We start from the raw sequence: 22829 nt of genomic DNA, 5'->3' as shown, positions 1-22829 counted from the left end.
GTCTCCGATGACCAGGGCCTGAGGCATGCTCATACCAGGTAGCCCTCCTCATCACGCGCCTTATTGCCGACTGACTCAGTCTCCGGCTGTTTATATGACAGCCCACACCGCAGCTCATGAGACAGTTCTCCCAGGCCTGGCCATTAAAAAAAACGCCCCATGCAGAACATGGGGCGACAAAGATCGATTTAGCAAACCAGAACAACACTGCTAACGACTGCCATCGCGCATGTTGTCTGTACTTACTCAGACAACGTTGTTCAGAAAAGTTCTCTCAGCGTTCAGATTTTTTTCATTGCGCCGAGAAAGCGGTCTCCACAGCCCTAGGTCGCGGCTGGAACAGCATCCAGCTCTTCTGAGTACTGGATCTGCGCTCGGTTCACTTCATCTCGAAGCCACGCTCGACCAGGAACTCCCGCATGTGGGCACGTAGCTTGTCATCGAACAGAGGGCGCAGGTTGCGTGACCAGTTGGAGTCCTTGTTACCGCCCTTGCGCGACTGGTAATAGGCATGCATGGAGTCATCAAAGGCTTCTACCAGGGCTTGGTCATCGGTGTAGTAATCCTCCTTGAGAATCGCTTCCACCGGTAATCGTGGCTTGATATCTGGCTGATGTGCAGGATAACCAAGACACATGCCGAACACGGGATAGACATGCTTGGGTAGATGCAGGAGATCGCTGATTTGCTGGGGATTGTTGCGAATCCCCCCGATATAGCAGAGTCCCAGCCCTTCCGACTCTGCAGCGATGGCCACATTCTGGGCAAACAGCGCGGTATCCACACTGGCTACCAGCAACTGCTCCGTCATCCCGCGCACGACGTGAGAGCCTGCGCGCTCCGAAGCTTCTGTGGGTCGCTTCATGTCTGCGCAGAACACCAGAAAAGCAGCACAGGATACGACATAGGACTGCCCATCCGCCAGTTCGGCGATCAGCTCGCGATTCGCCTGATCCTTGACATGAATGACACTGTAAGCCTGCACATGGCTGGAAGTCGCCGCCGCCTGGCCAGCCTGTATCAGTTCGACCAGCAGCTCCCGTGGAATTGGCTGGTCAGTAAACTTGCGAATGGAACGGTGGGATTTCAGAAGTTCGATGGTCGAGTTCATGATGTTCAGTAAACCAAGTCGGTGGACGATGCTCTCCAGGAGACGCTGAAACATCTACCAGAAGTATGCGCATAGGTTACCGCATTGAGAAAATCATTTCCCTGCTAATGATAATGTCATGAGGACTCCGAGCCAGGCAATGGCCGCTGCTCTTCGCCGCCGGCGGTATAAAACCGCCCAAGCCAGCGTATCTCAGAGTACCTTTTATTCGTGGCCCGATGCTGCCCGCGGCCCAGCCAGTACTCGGCCAAGCATTTCCCTGTGGACAGGCTCGACCCATGGCCAAGACGAGGCTTGACGTCTTCATATAACGCCTCTAATGTTCCATTTATCGAACGTTCGATAAATGGAACGCTCTCAAAGGTCAGCTTCAGACCACCAACGTGATGCCTTGCCAGGCTGCTGGATAGCACCTGGACGGCTAGCGAAATTCTGGACATATTGCACATGGATACCCTTTCTCTAGGCACCTTGGGTGAGCACCTGCAGTCTCTGCGCATTGCTCAAGGTCTGTCGTTATCGCAGCTGGCCACTCAGGCAGGTATCGCCAAGTCAAACCTGTCTCGTCTCGAACAGGGCCAGGGCAACCCCACCCTGGACACATTATGGCGCCTGGCCGTCCAGCTACAGGTGCCGTTTGGCACCCTGGTCAAGCCGATTTCCATACCGTTGGGTGAAGACGGTGTGCAAGTCCAGTTGATTGATCAGGGCAAGGGAAATCCTCCAGTGGATGCCTACTGGATGCGCTGCGCCCCTCATACCAGCCGACATGCGGAAGCTCATACCCCTGGTGCACGAGAAACCATCACTGTCATCAGTGGTGAGATCCAGATTGGGCCTGAAGGTGCACTGCAATATATCAAGGCTGGTGAAAGCACGGATTTCGAAGCAGACCGACCTCATCAATACACGACGGGAGAAAGCTGGGCGACCTTGCTGGTCACCATCATTTATGCCTCTTCAAGAGGAGCAGCCCCATGAGCTCACAAGCCCTCTTGCAATCTTCCCGCCCCTGGCTTACGGGCATGCGTGACGCCATCCCTCTGCTCGGTGCCTATATTCCGATTGCCATCTCTTTTGGCTTGATTTCGGTTCAGGCCGGATTCAATGCCTGGGAAACCGTCGTCATCTCGACGCTCATTTATGCCGGTGCCTCCCAGTTCCTGTTTGTCGGTATGGCTGCCGGTGGCGCGCCCCTCTGGTTGACGGTTGCCATGACGCTGCTGATCAATATTCGACACGTCGTTTATGCACCTAACATTGCCCCCTGGCTGACCAGGAATCGTTGGTGGCCGTGGTTGATGCATGGATTGACCGACCAGATCTTCGCTCTCGCCCACAGCCGCTTGCCACACATGCCCGAACAACAACGAATCGGCTGGTACACCGGAGCCGCCGGACTGGCCTGGGGCAGTTGGGTAGCCGGCTCCGCCCTGGGCGCCATTGCCGGTGACTGGATGATCAAGAGCTGGCCACTGCTCAGTGAAGTCATGCCCTTTGCCCTGCCATCGTTGTTCCTGGTGCTGCTGATACCTCGCTGTACCTCCATCCGCTGGGTACTCGCCCTGTCAGTTGCGACCTTTGCGGCACTTGCCCTGGCTGTATTCAGTTACAGCAATGTGGCCATTCCGTTGGCCGCTGCCTTGGGTGCTGCAGCGTTCTATGCCATCCAACCACGCGGAGGAAGCACGACATGAGCGGTGAATTATGGGTCGCTGTACTGGTCACGGCACTAGGCACCCTCGCCATGCGCATGCTGCCATTGCTATGGATGCGCAAGCGTTTGCGCCAACAGGCCAATAGCGATGTTGACGCACTTCCCCAATGGCTCGGCATCCTCGGCCCGCTGATGATTGCCGCGGTACTTGGCGTATCACTGATTCCTCAGCAACCAGACACCACTAGCTGGAGTGCCACTCTCCTCGGCTGTATCGTCACTTTCGGAGTATGGTATCGCAGCCGAAGCCTTGGCTGGCCAGTCGCCGCAGGCGTCGCGACCTTCGGGATGGTGATCGTGGTGGGTAGCATGCTGTAAGCCATGATGCATATTTCCGCCATCCCTAGACATGCAGTGCACTCAATCACAGAGGCATCCAAACGCAAGGCAAGCTCTCGAGTGATGGTGGACCCTTTCATCGCCCCGCAGAGATAAGTTACCTCCTCTGCATGACTATGCGACGAGACCAAAGTCGGAAAAGGCGGTCACCCTAGTGCGTGATACCATTCGTGCCGTTGTCGACGCTCTCGTCGTCAGCTCAATCTAGACGTAAAGGTGCCCTGCCTTTACTTTTTACGGTGGTGAAATGAAATACCCCCTCCCTCCCCTTAACCCACTGAGAACCTTCGAAGCCGCAGCACGGCTTTGCAGCCTGACCAGCGCAGCTGAGGAGCTGAACGTTTCCCAGGTCGCCGTCAGTCGCCAGGTTCGGGTGCTCGAGGACTACCTGGGTGTCGCCCTTTTTCGGCGACTGCACAGAGGGATCGAGCTGACACGCGAGGGCAAGGAGCTGTATGAAGGCATCACTCAGGCCTTTCAGGATATCGGCAGTGCCGCGCGCAAGGTGTCGCGCCGGGGCCGAAGAGATATTCTTTCGATTCAGTCCTATACGACCTTCTCGCAACGCTGGCTGATCCCCCGACTGGCCAACTTCCATGACACCAACGAATCGATCGAAGTCAGGTTGTCGTCCTCGCTGTCACCGGTGGATTTCGACACGCAGAATATCGACGCCTCCATCCGCTCTGGCCGCGGCGACTGGCCCGACCTGCATGCCGAGAAGCTGGTGGACATCGAGCTCATCCCGATATGCTCCCCGGCGCTGATGGAATCGGCGAAACTGACATCACCACAGGACCTGTCCCGCATACGCCTACTGCACTCCATGGCACGCCCCAACGACTGGGCCAGCTGGCTTTCGTCGGCCGGCGCCAACATCGACGCCGATGCCGGTATTCGCTTCGACAACTCAGCCTTGGCCTACGAAGCGGCCTCGATGAACATTGGTGTGGCTATCGCAGTCAAGGTCTTCATAGAACGCCAACTTCAGAATGGCAGTTTTATTGCGCCCTTTGAGACCACGTGCAAAACAGGTGAAGGTTATTACCTGACATGGCCGCGAAACATGAAGCCATCCGAGCCACTGCTGAAATTTTTATCCTGGATGCGTGAACTATTGGCCAATACGCAATAACTTCCCACCTTCATTCTTCAGCCAACCCATCTTGGCCTAGATTCAATGAGTTCGATATTCGAGCCTTATTGTTGGCTCTCTCCTTGGCAAAAGTCGCCACAAAAGTGCCAATGACGAACCTGGAGTAGCGCCCAGGCTTGCCTGACCAAAACATGCCCAATGACTGACAAATCATCAGTACCACGCTCACATGCTTTTTGGGATTCTTGATGCAAGGGCCCAGCCCCAGCATCAGATATTCAAAGAATAATACCCAATTGGAGCGCCGGACATGCTACAGAAAATCACAAAGAACGCCTGCAGCTATCTAAACACAACCTGTCTAAGTACATTCTGTCCAAGTACGTTCTGTCCAAGTACGTTCTGTCTAAGCACAACCCGCCGTGTCCTAAGCACGACCAGCCTTGCCGCCACGATCTTGCTGTGTAGTGCAGGAACAGCCTTGGCTGACAATGACTGGCCGACGGGTCCCGTCAACATGATCATGCACACCAAGGCGGGTGGCTCTGCGGATGTATTCATCAGGACGCTGGCAAAGTCGCTGGAACCAGAGATCGGCCAGCAGGTTGTCGTTATCAATTCTCCCGGCGGGGGCGGCGCTACCCAGATGACGCGGGTTCGTGGCGCCAAACCTGATGGCCTGACACTTGGCGTCAATACGCTGACTCACTTCACGTCCATGCTGACTAATCTCGAGGGAACCTTCACGCCTGATGATTTCTCCTGGATCGCCTCGACACAGGAAGATGCCATCTTGCTGTTCGTCAAATCCGATTCCGATATCAAGAACCTTGACGACCTGATCACCAAGGCCCGGGAAAACGATGGGCAGATCAATATGGGTGGCTTTGGTCCCATCGGTTCGATGCAGAGCATAGGCATTTCAATGCTCGAAGAGGCCGCTGACGTCAAGTTCAACTGGGTCGCCTTCAACTCCACACCAGATATTGTCGCCGCGCTGCTGGGCGGCCACGTGGATGTGGGCGTCTCTAACCTTGGCTCAGTAAGTTCCTTCTTCGATGCAAACCGCATCACCGGCCTGGGTGTCCTGGGAGAAGAGCGCCTGACCGGCCTGCCTGATCTGCCTACCTTCGGCGAGCAAGGTTATGAGGTCGACACCAGTTGGCTGCAGGTTCGAGGCATATTCGGTCCGGCAGATATCCCGATGGACATCCAACAGAAAATTGCCGATGCCTTCCACAAGGCGATGCGTGCGGAGGACTACCAGACCTATGCGCGCAATGCCGGGGTCGTCGATTCCTGGATGGGCCCCGAGGAGTACACGGACTTCGTTCATCGGATCAGTGACATCGCGGAAAAACAGCTGAAAACAGCGGGCATTAGCGAGTAACGACTGAATTCCTCCTTGTTCGCCACATCTTGCACCGAAGGGATAAGTGCCCCTTCGGTGTGACCTGATGGGCTTCGATGGCCAATAACCGCCATACGACACTTTCCCGCCCCCATCACTTCGATCTCGAGACCCCGCCCAGACAGGTTCGGTCTCCTGCTAAAACTCCGGTACGCAATCAGGTGAGTCCCCATGACCAAAGCATTTGATGGAATTCGAGTCGTCGATACAACACATGTACTCGCAGGCCCCTTTGCCAGCTATCAAATGGCCGTGCTGGGGGCCGAAGTCATCAAGGTCGAGTCTCCCAATGCCCCCGATCAGGCACGCATGCAGGGCTCTGACCGTGCCTTGAACGACATCGGAATGGGCACCGCATTCATGGCTCAGGCTTCCAACAAGAAAACGCTGGCACTCGACCTCAAGACCCCCGAAGGGCGTGAGGCAATGATGCGGCTCATTTCAACGGCAGATGTATTCGTGGAAAACTACCGGCCAGGTGCATTCGATGAGCTCGGCCTGGGCTATGAAGAAATGTCCAAACTGAACCCGAAGCTGATCTATTGTTCGATTTCCGCCTTCGGATCGACCGGACCCCGTCGTAAGCAAACCGCCTACGACAACGTGATCCAGGCATTCTCCGGCATGATGGCAATGACGGGACATGGTGACGGCAGACCCCTGAAATCGGGCGCTCCAGTGGTCGACTATGCCACCGGCACGACGGCGGCCCTTGCGATCTCGACCGCCCTGTTCCAGCGTGAACGGAACGGCGGTAAAGGCCAATTTGTCGATGTTTCCATGCTCGACGTTGCGCTGATACTGTCCAGTTCCCACCTCACCGGCTATCTCTGGAACGGCAAACACCCCGAGCAAAAGGGCAACACCTTCCCCTTTGCCACCATTGGCTGTTATCAAGCGGCCGACGTACCGATAATGATCGCCGCTTCGAACCTTCAGCAACAGCGGCGCCTCTGGACAGCGCTCGGTCGCGAAGACATGATCAAGACCGATAACAATCAGCGCCTGGACGCCCATGCCGAAGAAAGCGACGCCCTATCGAAGATCATCGGCACAATGACGGCGGACTACTGGGAAGAGTTCTTGCAGAAGAGACGTATCCCGGCCGCGCGCATACGCCGCATGGAAGAAACTCTGTCCGACCACCAGGTGGCCAACCAACAGGTACTGTACAAGCATGCGGTTCCCAATAGCGCCATCAACGGCCTGACGGTCCCGGTCGCTGCCTTCAACTTGTCCGATAGCCAGCCGGAAGTCACCCTGCCACCGCAGCCAATGGGGGCACAGAGCACGGAGATTCTCACGCAACTCGGCTACGAAGCAGAGGAAATCGAGGCAATGCGGGCAGCTGGCGCCATCAACTGAGCACTCGCCGGCCTGTCCACCCCCACAGTGTTGACCAACGGCCCTGTACCTTCTGGATCAAGATCACACCATGACCAATCCCATTGTTGTACTGGCCAACACGGCAGCTGCCTGGCACAGCCAATGCTTGAATGCAGACGTGACCTGGGCGACACGACGCGCTCTCCTCGACTGGTTCGCCACGACACTACCGGGTTGCGCACTTCCACCGACGACACTGCTGTCCGAGGCCTTTGCCGCCAACCGCGGCCAGGGCAAGGCCATTTCTTACGTCGATGGTCAAACCGGATCCGCGCGGCACGCGGCCCTCCTGAACGCCACCGCAAGCCATACCGTCGAATTCGACGACATTTTCAAGGATGGCGGCTATCACCCAGGAAGCCCGACAATTGCCGCCGCCCTGGCCATGGCACAGGACAAGGGAACCTCACTCGAACAGCTGCACCGCGCCATCATTGCCGGCTACGAGGTTGGCTGCCGGATTTCACTGGCCATTCAGCCCAGCCACTACCGCTACTGGCATACCACCTCGACGGTGGGCACGATAGGCGCCGCCGTCTCGACCGCCATGATCCTGGGATGTGACGCAGATCGAATGGCTCATGCCATTGCCCTGTCCAGCAGTTTTGCCGGCGGCCATCAACAGAATCTCCAGGGTGAAGGTATGGCCAAGGCCCTCCATCCGGGCCATGCGGCCGACGCAGGGATTCTGGCGGGCCTCGCCGCAGCCAAGGGCGTCACTGCTTCCCTTGACAGCCTGCATGCGGACAAAGGTTACGCCGCGGCGACCAGCGCGTCGTGCGGTGACTGGGACATAGCGCTCGAGGGTATCGGCGACTGGACGCCTATCACTCGCATGACGGTCAAGAATCACGGTTGCTGCGGACACATATTTCCCGCGCTCGATGGGCTGAAGCTTATGCAGGAAAACGATGGATTCGTACCCGATGACATCGGCTCGATTCATGTCGAGGGGTACAGCGCCACCTATCAGATGTGCAACCGGCCGGAGCCCCGCACGGCCCAAGAAGCCCGGTTCAGCATTCAGTACTGCCTCGCGGCACAATTGCTGCTGGGCGGCGTCCGGCTGGCAGCTTTCACACCAGAGACACTGGCAAGGCAGGAAATTCGCGCTTTGATGCAGAGAATAACCGTCAGCGAGGATGCAGAGCTGGCCTCTGCCTATCCGAAGCAACGCATGGCCAGGTTGCTCGTTCATCTAAAAGACGGCCGACGAGTCCAGCATTTCCAGGCAACCCGGAAAGGCGACCCGGAAGACCCACTGTCGGATCAGGAACTGATCGACAAGTTCGACGAGTTGGCTAGGTCCGTCCTCACTTGTCAGCAGATAGAGGCATTGCGTCGAGACATATTGTACGGAACCGAGCTGCCAGGCTCGGTTGTACCATCGGCTGAAACCCACGCCTGATTCGCAAGCCTGCCCCCCGTCGATTGGCCCGGCATGATCCACTGGGCCAATCACTGCCCCCGATATCCCCATGCTGCACTGATTAACGCACTTCCCTTGCCCACTACACGGATATTCCATCCGCCAATGGAAAGGTTAGCCTGAACGCTCGGATCCATATCGACGGGCCACGGCGATAAACCCGTGTATCCCCGGCATGAGAATACAGATCCTCACGACCTGGAAAGAGGTGATAATCGCCACATCGTATCCCAGGAATTGTGCGGTCAGTGCCATTTCTGTCACTCCTCCGGGGGCGGCACTCAGCACCATGGTTTCCCAAGGCTGGCCAATCAGCTCGGCGAAGACGATAGCGGTAGCGCTGGTAAAAAGAATAAAGCACAACATCGAGACGATCAGCGCAAGCGTCAGCTTTCCGCCACCGAAAAAGAGGTCCTTGGTAAACACAGAACCCAGCCAGGTGCCAAGCACCACTTGAGCCCCTGCCAGAACCAGGTATGGATAGGGTGCCACCTGCAGGCCACTGCTGGATACGACGGCAGAGCTCAACAAGGCTCCGAAAAAATAAGGGTTTGGCAAGCGTAATATCTTGAACAGAAGCCCACCCGCCAAAGCGGAAATCGCCAGTAGCGCAACGCTACCCAGATCGAATACATACGCCGAAGCAAGTCCTCTAGCGGGATCGCCAGGCCAACCATCGGCTAAATACAACGCGATAGGAATGAGCACCACAACGCTGGCTATTCTGATGGTTTGTGACAGGACGACCAGACCAAGGTTCAGGCCAAATTTTTCCGCGATAACAACAGCTTCCACCGGGCTGGTCGGCATAGTGGCCAGCAGTGCCGTTGGATAATCGAGCCCAGTAAATCGCCTGAGCAGAACCGACACGCCTACGGCATTCATGCTGGTAAGAAATGTCAGCCCGACAATGACAGGTGCCATAGTCATGACGATGGCCAACGCATCACTGGTAAAGGCCATACCTACCGTCGAAGCAATGATCATCTGGCCCAGAGGGCGGGTCTTTGCAGATACTGGTGTCGTTACCAGACCTGAAACGTATAGCGTGGCTGACAACATCATGGGCCCAATCATGAACGGCAACGGCATTCCTATTCCACGAAAAACCCAACCTACAGCAGTTGCAGACAAATAAAGTGTCAACAACTTAATCAAATTGATCAACGCGACCCCCTAAGGAATAAATAAAGCCACCATATGGCAGCACAAATATCGAAGCCAAAGGCGCCAAGGCTCGATCACCCATGACACATGGAGGAGAAAAAAGAGCCCGCAACAGCAAATCAAAATCGATCTGCGGTTACGGGCTTGAAACGTCATGGATGGATTAGCCTATGTCTCGGCCTAATGGCGACATTACTCTTCTCCGTGGGAGACTTTTCGCGCATGTCGGCGCAGGTTGAATTTCTCGTGTAGAAACCGAACAATCGGCATTGCAAAGGACAGAACCGCAACCGACAACAGGATCAACGTTAGCGGACTGGTATAGAAGATATCGAGATCTCCATTGGAAATGACCAGTGCGCGACGGAAATTCGTTTCAAGCATTTCGCCCAGCACCAGAGCCAGAATGATCGGCGCCAGTGGGATATTGACCTTGCGCAGAAGGTAGCCGATAACACCGAATGCCAAGGTGACATACACCGGGAACATCGAGTTTTCGGAGGCGTAGGCACCCATCAGGCAGATGGCCGCAACGATTGCCGCAATCGCCGGACGAGGTACATCGACGACTTTCGCCCAGTACCTGGCCCCCGCCAGGCCGATAAAGACCATCACCGGAACGCTGATCCAGAGGGAGGCAAAGATCGTGTAGGGAATCTCCGGCTTGGTAGTAAACAGCAAAGGGCCAGGCTGGATGCCGTGGATCATCAGGGCGCCAATCATGATCGCCGTGGTTGGTGATCCGGGAATGCCCAGCGCCAGCAATGGTGCCAGAGCTCCTGATACCGCCGAATTGTTGGCCGCCTCCGATGCGGCGATGCCCTCTATGCTGCCCTTTCCGAACTGTTCGGGCGTCTTCGAGGTCTTCTTGGCAACCGCGTAGGAAACAAAGGCAGCGATCGAGGCACCTGCGCCCGGCACGACACCAATGACATAGCCAATGAGCGAACTGCGCATCAGGTGAAATTTCAACTTGCCGAATGTTTTCAAGGGTACCGCAAGAATACCGCTCATCGGCTGACTCTTGGTCTTTTCCGACGGCCCCGCCTCGACCATGAAAAGTACCTCGGAAAGCGCGAAGAGCCCCAGCAACACCGGCACCAACGGGAAACCTTCGAAAAACTCGGGGTGTGAGCTGAAACGGGGAATTCCGGTCTGGTCATCAAGCCCTACGGTCGCAAGTGCAAGGCCAATGCCCATGGCGATACCGCCCTTCAGCGCCGAGCCGCTGGACAAGGCTGATACAAGGCTCAACCCCACCAGGGCCAACGCAAAATAGGCCGTGGGGCCGAAGTTTAACGCAAATTCGGATAAGGGAACCGCTGTCAGGAACAACAGGATGGTACTGACGAAAATGCCCATACCCGAAGAAACGATCGAGATGTTCAGCGCGACACCGGCCTTGCCCTGTTGTGTCAGCGGAAAACCGTCCCAGGATGTGGTCACGGCAGCTGCAGTGCCAGGAGAATTGACAAGTATCGCCGAAATGGCACCGCCGTACTCAGCCGCGGCGTAGAGGGCAACTAACGTTACGATCGACACCAGAGGATCGAGACTATAGGTAAAGGGAATCAGCAACGCGACACCGAGGCTTGGCCCTAACCCCGGCACTGCCCCAATCATGTATCCGAGCAACGCACCGACAACCAGGCCGATCGGCACCAACGGATCAGCGAATGCCGAGAAACCAAGCAATATATTCTCAAACATGTCGGCACCTTAAGGAAAATAGACACTGAGGACGAGAACGAAAACGGCATAGAGGCCAAGCGCCAAGCCCAGCGGAACAGCAATGAGCTGAAGCGGCCGTCGTTCCCCTGCTGCCATCATGAGCAAAGCAGACAGGCTCACCATGGCAATGATGACTCCCAGAGCGTTCAGAAAAGCGCCAATACCGCCCAGAACAAGCATCGCAATAATGACGGAGACAGGGCGATTCAGTGACACCAGTACAGGCTTCTTTTCCCTGAATACTTTCCACAGACCTTGGCAGCACATCATAAAAATGGCGACCAAGGTTCCGCTGGCTATCATCATCGGGAAATCGCCAGCCCCCACTGCCTTGGGGTTTATCGGAGCGGGAAGTTGAGTCGCTTCGTATAGATAGACTGCAACGCCTATCAGCAAAACGAGCCCAAACAGCAACTCCAGCCATGCCAAGGGAATCTGTATTGTTCTCTCTTGCCTGCGGTGTGTTTTGGCTGACTCCTTCGGTGCGCTTCGAGCCGATACTGTCGATGAATTCATTCTGTCCTCCTCAGGACCAGATGCAGGTCCTGCTTGTAACCACTCCAACGCTGGACGTGGACCGATTGTTATTGTGCGAGGCAACAGCCTCCCCGAGGTACCCTGGCATTCGATGCCCAAGCACCACAGATCGAATAGTTATCCGACGAGACTCACTGTCTCTGAATACGACGCTTACTATGGCTGAAGGCGCATCACTGCTGAACTGAGTATTTATTGGGCCTTAGGCCAGCTTTATGTTGGGCAGAAGAAAAAAGCATCATGGAAGCTCCCTCTATCCAGCTCCTTCCCCCTTATCCAGCCCCTTACTTCTATTCACCCTCTAACTTTTTGTTAGTGCTGGCGGCAGCTTTACTCATTTGCACGCTGAAGACGTAACTTCAAGAATAATTTGCGGGATAACGGGATGAACAAACGATGACAAGTGTTCTGTTCCCGATGTGAATTCAGTTTTTTCGGACAATCAACCCGACACCTATCTTTCCAATAACACTCGAATTCGTTTTACGAAAAGAACAAGAGGCCCACCATGAATCAAGACGCTCTCATCGAATATCAGCAGGAAGATGGTATTGCCATTCTGACCCTCAACCGGCCCGAAAAGCGCAATGCCATGAGTGATGCTATGCGCGCTGAATTGGTGGAACATCTAGCTCACCTTCGGCGCGACCGTAGCATCCGCGCACTGGTCATCACCGGGGCCGGCAAGGGCTTCTGCGCCGGCGGTGATATCGCCGGCATGAAAACACGCATGGAAGCAGATCCGGCCACGGTTGGATTCAATGGCTGGGAACGTCAGCAAGGCGTGCATCAGGCCGCCAGCATGCTGCTCAACCTGCCGATTCCCACCATCGCCGCGGTCAATGGCGCCGCGGCAGGACTCGGAGCCGACCTTGCCCTCTCCTGCGATTTTGTCGTAGCTGCACGCTCTGCCACCTTCACTTGGGCTTACATCGCCCGCGGCCTGATACCTGATGGTGGCGGCATCTACTTTCTGCCTCGCCGAATTGGTCTGGCACGCGCCAAGGCCCTGATCTTCAGCGGCCGCCGTGTCGATGCCGAAGAAGCCGTCCAGCTCGGTATCGCAGACCAGTTGTGCGAAGAGAATAGGCTGTTGGCAACCGCCAAGGCTATGGCCGAAGAAATGAGCAGTGGTTCGCGTACTGCTGTCGCCCTGACCAAGTCGATCATCAACCGCAGCTATGAGTTGTCAGAGCACCAGGTATTCGCCGAAGGCAGCAAGGCCCAGGGCATCTGTTACACCTCACAGGAACATCGCGCTTCAGTGCAGTCCTTCCTCGATCGCGCCAAGGAGACAGGCAAATGAAACAGCTCGACGCCCTGCTCAATCCCAGAAGCATCGCTGTCATCGGGGCCTCGGCGGATCCCGGCAAGACATCCGGTCGTCCGATATCCTACCTGCTCAAGCATGGCTTCAGTGGCGCCATCCATCCGGTCAACCCCAAGGCATCCGAGATCCAGGGTCTAACCTGCTATGCCAGTATCGAGGCACTGCCGGAAGCTCCTGATGTCGGTCTGGTGCTGCTCAACGCCAAGCGTAGCATCGATGCCGTCCGCTCTCTTTCTCAAATGGGCTGCAAGGCAGCGATCGTTCTTGCCAGTGGCTTTGCCGAGGCAGGTGAAGATGGACAGGACCTGCAGGAAGCACTGAAAGAGGCCGCCGGTGCCATGCGCATTCTCGGTCCGAACACCATCGGCCTGGTCAACCTGTCCGCGCGGATTCCACTCTCGGCCAGTGGTGCCCTTGAAGTCAGTGACCTGCCCACCGGCCATGTTGCCGTTGTCTCCCAAAGCGGCGGTATTCTCGGTGCCCTGCTCTCCCGTGCGGCCGGCCGCGGTATAGGCCTTTCATCGCTGATATCCACCAGCAATGAGGTGGACCTTGAAGTCAGCGACTTCATCGACTATCTGGTGGACGATGACAATACCCGGGTCATCGCGCTCTACCTGGAAAGTGTGCGCAACCCGAAACGCTTTCGCGAAGCGGCCATCCGTGCCCGAGACGCCGGCAAGCCGCTGGTGGTGTTCAAGATCGGCCGATCCGAGGCAGGTGCCAGCGCAGCCAGCTCCCATACTGGCGCGCTGGCCGGCGAAGACCGTGTTTATGATGCATTCTTCCGTGAACTGGGCGTTATCCGTGCCAACACCTTCGACGAGTTCCTCGACATTCCGGCTGTGCTGGTATCCGGTCGCAAACTGACCGGCCGCCGCGTAGCCATCCTGACGTCAACTGGCGGTGCCGGAACACTGATCGCCGACAGTCTCGGGATGAATCATTTCGACACACCGGCACCTGATGCCAACACCGCCTCGCAATTGCGTGCACTGCAGGGCAACACTCCGACGGCCCTGGATCGCAACCCGATCGATGTGACACTGGCCGGCCTGCAACCCGAGCTACTGCGACAGGCAATCCGTACTCTTCTGGCCAGTGATAGTTACGATGCCCTCATCGTGGTCATTGGCTCCTCAGGGCTGGCCATGCCCGATCTGGTTGTTGGTGCTATCCAGGACTGCCTGGATACCAATGACAAGCCGGTGCTGGCCTACGTCAGCCCCCACGCACCGGATACGCTGAAGCGCCTGAATCGCGCCGGCATTCCGGGATTCAGTTCTCCGGAAAGCTGCAGCGCTGTACTTGAGGCCCTGCACTTTACCGGACAACCACTGCCTGGCGGACGGCCCACTCCCAGTGTCGAATTGCCTGATCTGACCGGCCTGACCGGAGGAGCAACCGATGAGGCCTCAGCCAAGTCCTTGTTCAGCCAGACGGGTATCCAGGTGCCGGCAAGTCGTGTCGTGACTTGCCGCGATGAAGCCGTACAAGCGGCTCGCGAGCTGGGGCAACCAGTGGTTCTTAAGGTGCTGGATGCCAACCTGCTGCACAAGAGTGATATCGGTGGCGTGGCCTTGCATCAGAATGCAGACACCATTGGCGCGCGCTTCGAGCAGATGATCCAGGATGTGGGAAGCCGGATTGGCCGTCGTCCGGACCGCTTCCTGGTCGAGGCGATGGTCGCCGGCGGCCACGAACTGATTCTCGGTGCCAATCGTGATGCCTTGGGTACGGCGATCCTGCTGGGTGCCGGAGGTGTGACCGCCGAATTATTCAAGGACACCACACTCTGCCTGTTACCCGAGCAAGGCGGCCTGACACTGGAACAGGCCAAGACGATGATGCGGAAACTGACGACCTGGCCACTGCTTGATGGCTACCGTGGTTCTGTTCACTGCGACACAGATGCCCTGGCCCAGGCCATCGTCGACTTCTCGAACCTGATCGCCGCGCTCGGCGACCGCGTGGTGACCTCTGAAATCAATCCGCTGTTCGTCCTGCCAGAGGGCCATGGTGTCGTGGCGGCTGACGCCGTTCTGGTACTGGAACAGATAGAGAGTGACAACGTCGAGGGAGAGCGCCGTTATGGCTGAACCGAAGCGCTACGGCCAGGTTCATTTTCGGCGCGAGGGGGAGATAGCAGTGATCACCATCGACAATCCCCCCGTCAACAGCAGTACGGATACGGTACGCAAGGGAATCCTGTCCGCCTTGGCGAGCATCGATGCTGAGCAGGTTCACGCGGTCGTCCTGACCGGAGCCGGCCGGCACCTGATGGCCGGTGCCGATCTGCGCGAACTCGAGAACCAACCGACGGAGCCTACCCTGCCCCAGGTTACGGCAGCCCTGGAAGCCTGTCCGGTGCCGGTTATCGCTGTCATCAAGGGTCACACCCTCGGCGGGGGTCTGGAGTTGGCTCTCGCCTGTGATGCAAGGCTGGCAACGACCGATGCGGTCCTTGGCATGCCGGAGGTCACTGTCGGCATCATCCCGGGAGCTGGAGGTACACAGCGTCTGCCGCGCGCGGTCGGCCTATCAGCCGCGATCGACATGATCGTCACAGGCAAGCCGATCAACGCCTCTCGCGCCCTGGACCTGGGGCTGGTCGACCAGTTACTGGCCAGCACCGACGCGGACGCCCAATACGCCGAAATCCTGGCTTTCGCCCGAGATTACCAAGCGGGTAAACAGCCATTGAGCGCACAAACGCCCGACCCCAGCGACAGCGCCGCACTGGAGGAACAAGCACAGCAGCTGGTTACCCGCGCCCGAGGCTTGCCGGCTGCAGCCGTGGCGGCCGAGGTGGTTCTCAATGCGGCAAGACTGAGCTTCGCCGACGGGGTCGCCCAAGAGCGCGCGCAGTTTCTTGCCCTGCGCGGCAGCGAACCGGCGCAGGCATTGCGCTACCTGTTCTTCACCGAACGCGCCAAACCCTTCGTGCCGCAGCAGCCGGTGCAGCCTCGTGCACTTGGGCGCATTGCGGTAATTGGTGCCGGTACCATGGGCAGCGGCATTGCCCTCTGTGCTCTGAACGCTGGCTACCACGTCGACCTGATTGAATTGAATTCGGTCGCACTCGACGCCGGCATCCGTCGCATCAGGAGCGAACTGGATGATGATGTCAGCCGACAGCGTTTAAGCGCCGAACAACGCGAAGCTCACTTGGCTCGCCTGGTCCCGAGCGAGGATATTCAGGTCGCCGCTCATGCGGATCTGGTGATCGAAGCGATCATAGAAGATCTCAGCGCCAAGCAGTCACTGTTCAAGACTCTGGCCGGGATTGTGCGCGAGGACACCCTGCTGGCAACCAACACGTCCTATCTCGATATTGACATGATCACGGCCGATATCCTGTACCCGGAACGTGTACTTGGCCTGCACTTCTTCAGCCCCGCCCATCGCATGTCACTCCTGGAAGTTGTACGCGGTGCATCGACCCACGACGAAGTGCTATGCACGGCAATGACCTTCGCCAGCAGGCTGAAGAAAAAGGCAATCGTCGTCTCCAACGCCTGGGGCTTTGTCGGCAACCGACTCTATGCCGCCTACCGGCGGCAGTGCGAGTTCATGCTCGAAGAAGGCGCCAGTCCAGAACAGATCGACACCGCGATCGAGGCCTACGGCTTCGCCATGGGGCCATTCAAGGTGGCCGACATGTCGGGGCTGGATATTGCCTGGAAGATGCGCCAGCAGACCGCCGATAGCCGTCACCTGCGGCGCTATGTCGGCATTCCGGATCTGATCTGTGAAGCCGGACGGCTCGGGCGCAAGACCGGCAAGGGCTACTACCGCTACGACAAGAGTCAGCTACAGTCCGACCCGGACGTTGCCGAGATCATCGCCGCTTACCGCGCGGACAAGGGCATCGTGCCCAAGACCTTCAGTGTCGAAGACATACAGCAGCGCGCCGTGCTGGCACTGATCAACGAAGCCCTGCTGCTGCTCGGCGAAGGCGTCTGCCAGCGTCCCGAAGATATCGATATCGCCCTGGCGCATGGCTACGGCTTTCCACGCTGGCGCGGCGGTCCGATCTTCATTGCCCGCCGGATGCAACTGAACCAACTCAATGCAGCCCTCGATCGGCTCGTCGCTGTCAGTGGCAAAGGCCAGGAACGGGGTGACGCCACCCTGATAACCCTTGATGCCAATCGGTTTCAGCAGTGAATGGATGACAGACGCTTACGAGCGCCTCACAGGAAAAACCGGCGTACTGAAGGGAGTTGCCATGGATGGCGACAGAGACCACCGACAACGCCTCTGTCATCAATGACGCAGTTGGCGTCAAGCAGTTCTTCACTGGCCAGCCGACTCGTAAACCTATTGGTCAGCCGGCTTCTCTGACTCTCCGGTATGAGTACAGGACCATGTGCCACTATTTCGAAGCATCGATCAAGCCGCGTTTCAGCGAAACCGATATGCGCGGCCATATCAATAACACCGTGATTCCCGTCTGGCTGGCGGATGGTCGGGCGGCACTGTTTCGCGAGGAACTCGGATCCCGGATACCGACCATGGTCGTCAACCTGAACGTCAATTTCAGCCGCGAACTCCACTGGGGAGCCCTGGTGATGGCACGGACGACCGTGGAAAGGATCGGCAACAGCTCCATCCGCTTCGCCCAGGAACTCTGGCAAAACAAGCATCGGTGCGTGCAGGCGTGTACCACTGTCGTGACCCTGGACATGGAGACTCGCAGACCAATACGCGTACCTGACCGCGAAAGAACCCTCCTGGAGCCTTATCTGCTAACAGACGCTGGCTAATGGTCTCTCATTATCCATGTACTTGACTTCGTAACCTTGTAGCATTCTGGAAAAGAAAAAATACTGCAATAAGATATATGCCCAGACATAACATGTACTGCAAAAGCAAAAGGGCAATGCCGTTCGGCATTGCCCAGAATTACACCAAGCCTTCTGGCCTATGGTGCAGGCTCTGACTTATGAGAGCAGATCACCTGTAACACCACCAGTGAGACCGCCCAGGCTGCCCAGCAGGCTGTTCAGTGAGCCCAGGATAAGAGCAGGAGTCAGTGCAATCCCGGTGTAGGCGCTTGCGATCAGGCTACCGGCACCACCACCAAGAAGGGCACCGCCTTCCATGAAGTCGTTATACGCATCGTCGAAACTGATGCCGCCAGCAACAACGTCGATTTCATCATTGCTCAGAACGCGGAGAGTAGAATCAGACATAATGCCTCCAGAAATATTGAATGTGCTCAGACAGCCGTTTCAATATCCTCATGCAGATCAATAACGTCAAACTCAAATTGTTTTTTTAAGGAAAGATATTTTCCATGATGTAACGAGAAAACTATCCCTGATACATAACAAGAAAACTGTCATATAAATTAACCAATAGCCAAGAACATAGAAGCCTCTTTACGAGAGGCTTCATCGTACAGGCATATTCAGGAATATGGATCGGCTGCTGATATCCTGGTTTTGCCCGGCAACAGCCACCAGCCAGCCCCAGCAGCTTGTCTTGCCTTCTTCAATCCTGAGACGAAATCCCTCAAGACGATTTTCCTGTCATTCTTCCTCGAGGTTTATCGCACGTATTTTCCAACGGCGTTCATCATCGGAGCAACCCGGCACATCATTGCAACGTGCCAGCTCCATGGTGCCCCCTCGTGAGAATGATTCCCCTCGGCGCAATCCTGAAACCTGAACCGGGACCTCGGCATAAAGCGTTCCCGCTGCCCCTTCGGTGCGGGCATCTCCCATCGTTTTTCCGTCGAAGGATTGGTAGGCCAGCATGGAGCGTTCAAAGAGATCACTGCCGCCCTCACCGGTCGGTGTATTTGGAGCCCACATCACATAAGCCTGTTCAAACTCCCCCGCTGCCAACAAATCGAAATAACGCTGGCTGGTCAACACGGGGTCGCCCGAAACGTTATCCATATCCTTCGTCTCGGCTCCGGTCTCATCTTTTCCCTGTTGCCGCTCCTGTTGTTGCTTCTGTTCCTGGGCCTCACTTGTCTCCACCCCTGGAGTGCAGGCAGCAAGAACGCAGAGCAACAGAGCCGAGAGCATGAGCGCCTTGGCGCTTTGTCGCATGTTGAGATGCATGATCGTCACCGTTTGCTGAGGGATAACAAATGGGCTCAGCATAGTGCATGGCATGGCTATAAAAACACTGGATATGTGTCGATCTGCCAATGAGGCATCACATTTCAATGAAGCAAGAGCACTGGTCAATGAGGCCAGGCACAGGGTCCATCATCTGACGTATCTGGCAATGGCATCAAAGGCCTTGCTTTGGCATAGCGCCTGCCGATACCAGAACTCGAGCACATCTGGAGCATCGTGAAGTGTTGTTGCAGTAGACATGGCTACATTCCTCTTTCCAGTATGATGTCACAACCATAGGGTATTTTGTTGCGACGCAGCATATAGAGTGCTACGTGTCAGAAAAAGTTCATGATCCGAGCACACAAGACGCTATCGGAAAGAGGCGGGTGCCTGTGGCAGAGCAGTTCATTGAGCAGTGAATGGCAGCAGATAGCGGGCATTGATTAGCCCATCAGAGGTGCATATTGGCCCGGAGTCACGCCAAACATATGCCGAAACAAGGCAATGAAGGCGCTGGCGTTGTCATAGCCAAGGTCCAGCGCGATCGCTGTCACCGATCTGCCCGAGGCCAGCAACTCTAGGGCTCTCAACATGCGAACGCGTTGTCGCCATTCGGTAAAGCTGAAACCCGTTTCGGCCACGAAACGGCGCGACAGTGTACGTGGTGCAATGTTTGCCCAGGTTGCCCACTCCTCCAGTCGCCTCCTGTCACCAGGTTGATCCGACAGTGCGCGTGCAATCTTCAACAGCCGCGGGTCCTGTGGCATCGGCAAGCCCAGTGCCACCTGGGGCAGAATACGAATTTCGTCCAGAATCACACCTGCCAAGCGTGTCTGCGCCTCATCCAGGCTCCCCTCGCCCCATGATGAAGCTCGTGTCACCGCTTCGCGCAACAGGCCAGAAACAACTAACGTGCACGGTTGACAGGGCAAGTCTGTGCAGAGGGTTTCCGTGACATACACACTCCAACCTGCGAACGCCCCGTGAGAACGTAGCCCGTGAACGACGTTGGGCGGTATCCATACGGCATGTGTCGCCGGGACGACCCAACAGCTATTGCCCGCATCAACCGACAGCAATCCATGGATGGCTCCCAGCAATTGTCCGCGTGTGTGGCGATGACGCTGAGTCACACGTATCCCATTGGACAACCGCGATGCTGCAATCAACGGTGGGCCATCATCAGAGGAAGCTTGCTCAAGGGAAATCAGTGGACTCGTCATTGTGGCGCCAAATAGGTATTGAATGTCCTTTATAGCGTACTCAGACCATTTTGGTATGCCTACAATGATGTCCTGAATACGTCACAGGCATTTACAGGAGAGGAATATGCAGGCTGAAGACATGTTACCTGATGGCCAGAACCAGGTTGAACGCGATGGTGTTGTCATTCGTAAAGGTACTGTCGGCGCCTTTCTGGCCAATGCCAGATTATGGTGTGATCCAGCGACTGCTGCTCAGCAAAGGCAAGAGGCTGAGCATGACATCATCAATGCCTTGCCTGTACTACGAGCTTTGGGGTTGTTCGATGTTCTTGCTATTCGGGATGACGCACTAAGGAAACTGGTCGAGACGGCTGAGGAATGAAGCCGACATTCGCAGACGCTATAGGCGGTCATGCACGGTGAAGTTAGGGCAAGGGATCCGACGAGGAAGCAGATAGGCGTTGATGGCCGCTAATGTGCGGGGTTATGCCGGGCTATACGAAAGTGTATTTGGCAAAAGTACCTTTGGAGCGGGTGAAGGGAATCGAACCCTCGTCTTAAGCTTGGGAAGCTTCTGCTCTACCATTGAGCTACACCCGCAAGAGCGGATTCGATAGTAGACTCATGCCGTTATGTTGTGCAAGCCGTCTCTTTATCATATTGGCTAAATCCTGCTAACACGTTTGTTTTCAGCGGGCTTCCCTCCTCTGACCAAAGGCCTTTTCAGTATGACCCTGCCGTTGTTCCTGCTTGTTTTTGGCGTCTGTGTCCTGTTGTTCGGCTCTGTGCTGGCGATACTGATGCTGACGCGTACACCACGTTATCGCACGGAACCTTCCCACCTGTTGGATCTATTCGGAAAGGCACTGGATGAGAACCTGTCCGAAGGCGAGTGGAATGCCATCATCAACTATCCCATTCGCCATGATGATTTCCTGGATGGCGTACGTCGGCGCGCCCGCCATATCATGGACGAACATGGCCGTTTCGGCCGCATGTCCCGTGGCAAACCGCTATTGGACAAGACGGGTGGCGAAGAGCTCAGCGCTCTGCGCGATCATCTGCGAGCCCATACCCGCCTCAGAGAACAACGTGAAAAGCGGTGAGCTAGAAGCCACAATCCGATAGAATGGTGGAATTCGTCCATCCCGCCGGAGACTGTGGATGAACAGTGCGATACGACAGATTCCTCTTGATACCGCCACCCAGCACCACGCCCACGATTACCATCAGATCGTGATTGCGCTGGAAGGTCGCGCTGACTTCGACATTGAAGGCCTGGGCGGCAGCATCGAAGGTTTTTCTGGGTGCATCGTTCCCGCCAACCATATGCACTACTACGCAGGTACCGGCAATAATCGCCAACTGATTCTTGACCTGCCTGCAGACGCTCTGGCCTTGACCGGGCATCACCATGAACTGGCCCGGCTGTTCGATGCCCCACGCTTCTTCACCCTGGATACACCACTCAAGCACTATCTTGCCTTTCTGACCCAGGAAATCGGTCAGCTCGCGACGGAAGGTCCTGTGCCTTCCCTGCATCAGGAACGTCTGGCCACGACACTGCTTGGATCACTGTATACACGCTTGGCCAATGAAGCACCTCCTGGCCATCGCCGTATCGACTTGCATGCGCTGGACCGCTACATCGACGATCATCTATCAAGTCGCATCAAGGTCGCCGATCTCGCCGCCTTTGCCTGCCTGAGCGAAACGCACTTTACCGAGCGCTTCCGGGTCCAGACCGGCCTGTCTCCCTGGCAATACGTGATTCAGCGCCGTCTCGAGGCCTCTCGCCATCTGCTCACGCGTAGCCACCTGCCACTATCCGAAATCGCTGCCTTGACCGGCTTCTCCCATCAAAGCGCCCTGTCTCGTGCATACCGCCAGGCTTATGGCCACCCTCCCAGCCAGTTACGTCGCCATACCCGTGCCAAGACGCTGACAACCGACAGCAAGCTTCTCGACAGATAAACACTCGGCAGATAAACACGCGACAGGCATAGAGGCTCGACAGGCCAAAAGGCACCTGCTCAAAGGCCCCGGGAGCACGATATCTGCGCGCTGAGCGGAAATGTCATCATCAATGGCGACGGCTTTTACAACGGGTTTTGACAACATTGTCGGTGAATTCGGTAAATCCTCCGTCTATTTTGACAAGCATCCAACTCCTGTCACGCCTAGTCTTCTAGTATGCCCATCCTCTGCGGAACTGTTCCGCAGCGAGTTAATTCCGCGACGTGCTGCCTGTACAGCCTGCCGCGATTGGTTACCACCGCCCTTGGCGCCC

Annotated in this window: 21 protein-coding genes and 1 tRNA gene; 14 read left to right on the top strand and 8 right to left on the bottom strand. The window is 56.6% G+C overall.

What is annotated here, in order from left to right; all coding sequences use genetic code 11:
* Window positions 1-379: 379 nt before the first annotated feature.
* Window positions 380-1111: an oxygen-insensitive NADPH nitroreductase gene (gene nfsA, locus Q1K07_RS10600; RefSeq protein WP_300310565.1), complete on the bottom strand. Its 732-nt coding sequence runs from the start codon at window positions 1109-1111 to the stop codon at window positions 380-382.
* A 447-nt stretch (window positions 1112-1558) separates the two neighbouring features.
* Between nfsA and Q1K07_RS10595 the strand changes: the two genes are divergently transcribed.
* The 7 genes from Q1K07_RS10595 (at window position 1559) to Q1K07_RS10565 (ending at window position 8468) form a co-directional block, all read left to right on the top strand.
* On the top strand, window positions 1559-2092 hold the full coding sequence (locus tag Q1K07_RS10595; RefSeq protein WP_300310563.1) for a helix-turn-helix transcriptional regulator: 534 nt from the start codon (window positions 1559-1561) through the stop codon (window positions 2090-2092).
* On the top strand, window positions 2089-2808 hold the full coding sequence (locus tag Q1K07_RS10590; RefSeq protein WP_300310561.1) for an AzlC family ABC transporter permease: 720 nt from the start codon (window positions 2089-2091) through the stop codon (window positions 2806-2808). The genes Q1K07_RS10595 and Q1K07_RS10590 overlap by 4 nt, the downstream gene beginning before the upstream one ends.
* The gene (locus Q1K07_RS10585) at window positions 2805-3146 is read left to right on the top strand and encodes an AzlD domain-containing protein (RefSeq protein ID WP_300310559.1); all 342 of its coding nucleotides are present in this window, start codon (window positions 2805-2807) and stop codon (window positions 3144-3146) included. Before Q1K07_RS10590 ends, Q1K07_RS10585 begins: the two co-directional genes overlap by 4 nt.
* 268 nt (window positions 3147-3414) lie before the next feature.
* Window positions 3415-4302 (top strand): transcriptional regulator GcvA, encoded by an 888-nt coding sequence (gcvA, locus tag Q1K07_RS10580; protein ID WP_149285463.1) that lies wholly within the window; start codon window positions 3415-3417, stop codon window positions 4300-4302.
* Between the two features lie 442 nt (window positions 4303-4744).
* Window positions 4745-5653, top strand: coding sequence for a tripartite tricarboxylate transporter substrate binding protein (locus tag Q1K07_RS10575; RefSeq protein ID WP_300310557.1), 909 nt, complete (start codon window positions 4745-4747; stop codon window positions 5651-5653).
* A gap of 192 nt (window positions 5654-5845) precedes the next feature.
* Complete coding sequence (locus Q1K07_RS10570) at window positions 5846-7039, top strand: CaiB/BaiF CoA-transferase family protein (protein WP_300310553.1); 1194 nt, start codon at window positions 5846-5848, stop codon at window positions 7037-7039.
* A 70-nt stretch (window positions 7040-7109) separates the two neighbouring features.
* A complete protein-coding gene (locus Q1K07_RS10565; RefSeq protein WP_300310550.1) occupies window positions 7110-8468 on the top strand; it encodes an MmgE/PrpD family protein in 1359 nt (452 codons plus the stop codon).
* 135 nt (window positions 8469-8603) lie between these two features.
* Here the strand turns inward: Q1K07_RS10565 and Q1K07_RS10560 are convergent, their stop codons facing one another.
* From Q1K07_RS10560 to Q1K07_RS10550, 3 genes are all read right to left on the bottom strand, one after another.
* Window positions 8604-9554 carry an AbrB family transcriptional regulator gene (locus Q1K07_RS10560; protein ID WP_366945062.1) on the bottom strand — a complete coding sequence of 317 codons (951 nt, stop codon included), beginning with the start codon at window positions 9552-9554 and terminating at the stop codon, window positions 8604-8606.
* 294 nt (window positions 9555-9848) lie between these two features.
* Window positions 9849-11366, bottom strand: a complete 1518-nt coding sequence (locus tag Q1K07_RS10555) for a tripartite tricarboxylate transporter permease (protein WP_300310548.1) — start codon at window positions 11364-11366, stop codon at window positions 9849-9851.
* Between the two features lie 9 nt (window positions 11367-11375).
* Window positions 11376-11903, bottom strand: coding sequence for a tripartite tricarboxylate transporter TctB family protein (locus tag Q1K07_RS10550; RefSeq protein ID WP_300310546.1), 528 nt, complete (start codon window positions 11901-11903; stop codon window positions 11376-11378).
* A gap of 529 nt (window positions 11904-12432) precedes the next feature.
* Between Q1K07_RS10550 and Q1K07_RS10545 the strand changes: the two genes are divergently transcribed.
* The 4 genes from Q1K07_RS10545 to Q1K07_RS10530 all read left to right on the top strand — a co-directional run bounded on the left by Q1K07_RS10545 (window position 12433) and on the right by Q1K07_RS10530 (window position 18023).
* The gene (locus tag Q1K07_RS10545; protein WP_300310544.1) at window positions 12433-13230 is read left to right on the top strand and encodes an enoyl-CoA hydratase/isomerase family protein; all 798 of its coding nucleotides are present in this window, start codon (window positions 12433-12435) and stop codon (window positions 13228-13230) included.
* Window positions 13227-15353 (top strand): acetate--CoA ligase family protein, encoded by a 2127-nt coding sequence (locus tag Q1K07_RS10540; protein ID WP_300310542.1) that lies wholly within the window; start codon window positions 13227-13229, stop codon window positions 15351-15353. Before Q1K07_RS10545 ends, Q1K07_RS10540 begins: the two co-directional genes overlap by 4 nt.
* A complete protein-coding gene (locus Q1K07_RS10535) occupies window positions 15346-17424 on the top strand; it encodes a 3-hydroxyacyl-CoA dehydrogenase NAD-binding domain-containing protein (RefSeq protein ID WP_300310540.1) in 2079 nt (692 codons plus the stop codon). The genes Q1K07_RS10540 and Q1K07_RS10535 overlap by 8 nt, the downstream gene beginning before the upstream one ends.
* A 65-nt stretch (window positions 17425-17489) precedes the next feature.
* Entirely contained in the window at window positions 17490-18023 is a 534-nt protein-coding gene (locus tag Q1K07_RS10530; protein ID WP_300310538.1) for a thioesterase family protein, read from the top strand.
* Between the two features lie 177 nt (window positions 18024-18200).
* Here Q1K07_RS10530 and Q1K07_RS10525 read toward each other — a convergent pair whose 3' ends face one another.
* The 3 genes from Q1K07_RS10525 to Q1K07_RS10515 form a co-directional block, all read right to left on the bottom strand.
* The gene (locus tag Q1K07_RS10525) at window positions 18201-18452 is read right to left on the bottom strand and encodes a hypothetical protein (RefSeq protein WP_149285474.1); all 252 of its coding nucleotides are present in this window, start codon (window positions 18450-18452) and stop codon (window positions 18201-18203) included.
* 339 nt (window positions 18453-18791) lie between these two features.
* Window positions 18792-19421, bottom strand: coding sequence for a hypothetical protein (locus tag Q1K07_RS10520; protein ID WP_300310535.1), 630 nt, complete (start codon window positions 19419-19421; stop codon window positions 18792-18794).
* Window positions 19422-19777: 356 nt separating this feature from the next.
* Window positions 19778-20557: a helix-turn-helix transcriptional regulator gene (locus Q1K07_RS10515; RefSeq protein ID WP_300310533.1), complete on the bottom strand. Its 780-nt coding sequence runs from the start codon at window positions 20555-20557 to the stop codon at window positions 19778-19780.
* A 106-nt stretch (window positions 20558-20663) separates the two neighbouring features.
* Here Q1K07_RS10515 and Q1K07_RS10510 point away from each other — a divergent pair, with 106 nt between their 5' ends.
* Window positions 20664-20921 (top strand): hypothetical protein, encoded by a 258-nt coding sequence (locus Q1K07_RS10510; protein WP_300310531.1) that lies wholly within the window; start codon window positions 20664-20666, stop codon window positions 20919-20921.
* A 144-nt stretch (window positions 20922-21065) separates the two neighbouring features.
* Here Q1K07_RS10510 and Q1K07_RS10505 read toward each other — a convergent pair.
* Window positions 21066-21139 (bottom strand) — tRNA-Gly (locus Q1K07_RS10505).
* Window positions 21140-21273: 134 nt separating this feature from the next.
* Here Q1K07_RS10505 and Q1K07_RS10500 point away from each other — a divergent pair.
* Window positions 21274-21645, top strand: a complete 372-nt coding sequence (locus Q1K07_RS10500) for a hypothetical protein (RefSeq protein WP_300310711.1) — start codon at window positions 21274-21276, stop codon at window positions 21643-21645.
* 58 nt (window positions 21646-21703) lie between these two features.
* Complete coding sequence (locus Q1K07_RS10495; protein ID WP_300310529.1) at window positions 21704-22513, top strand: AraC family transcriptional regulator; 810 nt, start codon at window positions 21704-21706, stop codon at window positions 22511-22513.
* The last annotated feature ends 316 nt before the right edge of the window (window positions 22514-22829 follow it).

The organism is Halomonas sp. (genome assembly GCF_029263665.1).
GTDB lineage: Bacteria > Pseudomonadota > Gammaproteobacteria > Pseudomonadales > Halomonadaceae > Halomonas.
The sequence above is the reverse complement of the archived record's forward strand: the minus strand, read 5'-3'. Positions and strand labels throughout refer to the sequence as shown.